Genomic DNA, 2,454 nt, shown 5'->3' on the forward strand with positions numbered 1-2,454 from the left:
GTGTAAGCGTCGTCCCAGCACCGTGTTGAGTTACCGAAGCTGATACGAGATGATGCTTGTCACACCGCTGGGAAGCGGAGTTCAGCCGGGCAGTTTGGCGGCACAGTTCCAGGGCAGGAAGTCGTCGACACGGTTCACAGGGTAGTCGGCGATGTGCGTCAGCACGTGGCGCAACCAGGCTTCGGGGTCGATGCCGTTCAGCCTGGCCGTTCCGATGAGCCCGTACATGGCGGCTGCGCGTTCGCCGCCGCTGTCGGCGCCGGCAAACAGGAAGTTGCGCCGGCCCAAGGCCACGCCGCGCAAGGCACGCTCGGCGGCCGAGTTGTCGATCTCGATGCGGCCATCGTCGGCATAGCGGGTCAGGGCCGGCCACAATTTGAGCGCATACAGGATCGCCGCCGCCGTGTCCGACTTGCGCGAGAGTGTGGCAAGCGTGGCATGCAGCCAGCGCTCCAGGTCGTCGAGCAGCGGTCTGGCTCGCGCCAGCCGTTCGGCATGGCGCTCGTCGGGCGGCTTTCCCCGGATGGCTTCTTCGATGGCGTACAGCTCGCCGATGCGGCGCAATGCCTCGGTGGTCAAGAGCGATGGGCGGGCCGCATGCAGGTCGTAAAACTTGCGCCGTGCGTGGGCCCAGCAGGCTGCTTCGACGACGCGTCCGCTCTCGTAGATGGCGTTGAAGCCGGCGTACGCATCGGCCTGCAGCACGCCGGTAAAGCCGGCCAGGTGCGCTTGCGGATGTTCGCCCTTGCGGTCGGGCGAGTACGCAAACCACACAGCGGGCGGCTCGGTGGCGCCGCTGGCGCGGTCGTCGCGCACATAGGTCCACAGGCGGGCCGTGCGCGTCTTGCCGTTGCCCGGTGCGAGCACCGGCAGCGGCGTGTCGTCGGCGTGCAGCTTGGCGGCGGCGAAGACGTGGCGGCGCAAGGCCTCGCCCAGCGGGCGCAGCAGCGTGCTGGCCGCACCCACCCAGCTGGCAAGCAGGGAGCGCTCCAGCTCCACGCCTTCGCGCGCGTAGATCACACTCTGGCGGTACAGCGGTAGATGGTCGGCGTACTTCGCTACCAGCACATGGGCCAGCAAGCCGGGGCCCGGCAGTCCCCGTTCGATGGGACGGCTGGCCGCCGGGGCCTGTACGATGCGGTCGCAGCAGGCGCACGCCAGCTTGGGACGCACGTGGCGGATGACGCGGAAACTGGCCGGCACAAACTCCAGCTGTTCCGACACGTCCTCGCCCAAGGGTGCGAGTTTGCCGTTGCAGTCCGGGCAGGCATCCAGGGCCGGACGCAGCACCCGTTCCTCGCGCGGCAAGTCGGCAGGCAGCGGTTTGCGCTCGGCCTTCTTGCGCGGTGCGACGTCTACCGGGGCCTTTGCTTCGGCCACCGCCTCCTCGGCTTCCAGGTCTTCCAGCTTGAGTTCCAGTTGCTCGATTTGCTGGTCGAGCTTCTCGGAGCGGCGGCCGAATTGCATGCGCTTGAGCTTTGCCAGCACCAGTTTCAGATGCTCGATCTCGGCGGTGCGCGTCGATAGTTCGGCGGACAGGTGCGCCACGCGTGCTTCACTGGCCTGCAACGCCGCCTCACGTGCCAGCAGCATCGCTTTCAAGGTGTCGATATCGTCGGGCAGGCGGGAGGCGTCGAGCATGCGGCCCAGTTTACGCGGGTCAGCTTACGTTTACAAGGCCGACTGCGGGCGCCACGTGCGCTCGGGGCGCCGCCAGTCGATCCCCTCCAGTAGCATCGAGAGCTGGGCTTGCGTCAGCGTTACCGTCCCCTCGCTGGCTTGCGGCCAGATGAAGCGCCCGCGCTCGAGCCGTTTGCACAGCAGGCACAGGCCGTCGCCAGTCCACCACAGCACTTTCACCAGGTCGCCGCGCCGGCCACGGAACACGAACACATGGCCACTGTACGGATCTTCCTGCAAGGCCGTTTCCACCTTCGCAGCCAGTCCGTTGAAGCCCGAGCGCATGTCGGTCACGCCGGCGGCCAGCCAGATACGCGTACCCGCGGGCAGTCCAATCATGGACGCAGCCCTTGCAGCACCAGCGCCAGTGTTGCCGGATCGGGCGTGCCGCGAATGCAGACCGTGGCCTGGCCCAACTGAATTTCGATGGTGCCCGCACCGCCAACACGAAGCGGCTCTTTCCGCTCTGCCGTCAACGCGACCGGCAGAAACCGCGTCGTCGCCGTGCCCAGCAAACCAGCACGCAACTGGCGTCGCCAGCGAAACACCATGTTCGTGTTCAGCCCGTGCTGCATCGCCAGCTGGGCTACCGACACCGACTCGTCGCACGCTTGCTGCGCCAGCTGTCGCTTGAACTCCAGCGGATAGTTCGTGCTGCGCCGACGCTTCTTTTGTTCTGCTTCACCCGCCAAGATAGTCCCCGCTAAAAAATAGTGGGGACTATGTTGAGTGGCGCGCTGGCAGGTGTCTACACGGTGCAGGGATGACGCTTAC

The 2,454-nt window shown here is 66.5% G+C and carries 3 protein-coding genes; all 3 read right to left on the reverse strand.

The genetic code is table 11. The features are described 5' to 3' along the window. Nucleotides 1-81 precede the first annotated feature (81 nt). The 3 genes from tnpC to tnpA are packed head-to-tail and all read right to left on the reverse strand — an operon-like array spanning nt 82 to nt 2,372. Entirely contained in the window at nt 82-1,641 is a 1,560-nt protein-coding gene (gene tnpC / locus AC1DOQ_RS26785) for an IS66 family transposase (RefSeq protein WP_477371401.1), read from the reverse strand. A gap of 30 nt (nt 1,642-1,671) precedes the next feature. After that, nucleotides 1,672-2,019, reverse strand: coding sequence for an IS66 family insertion sequence element accessory protein TnpB (gene tnpB, locus AC1DOQ_RS26790; protein WP_477371404.1), 348 nt, complete (start codon nt 2,017-2,019; stop codon nt 1,672-1,674). After that, complete coding sequence (gene tnpA, locus AC1DOQ_RS26795) at nt 2,016-2,372, reverse strand: IS66-like element accessory protein TnpA (RefSeq protein ID WP_477371407.1); 357 nt, start codon at nt 2,370-2,372, stop codon at nt 2,016-2,018. Before tnpA ends, tnpB begins: the two co-directional genes overlap by 4 nt. Nucleotides 2,373-2,454: the final 82 nt, after the last annotated feature.

Source organism: Massilia sp. 01N417, assembly GCF_056399645.1.

Excerpts from the sequence above, each read along its gene's own strand:
- tnpC (WP_477371401.1), bottom strand. The coding sequence starts at position 1,641 with ATGCTCGACGCCTCCCGCCTGCCCGACGATATCGACACCTTGAAAGCG.
- tnpB (WP_477371404.1), bottom strand. The coding sequence starts at position 2,019 with ATGATTGGACTGCCCGCGGGTACGCGTATCTGGCTGGCCGCCGGCGTG.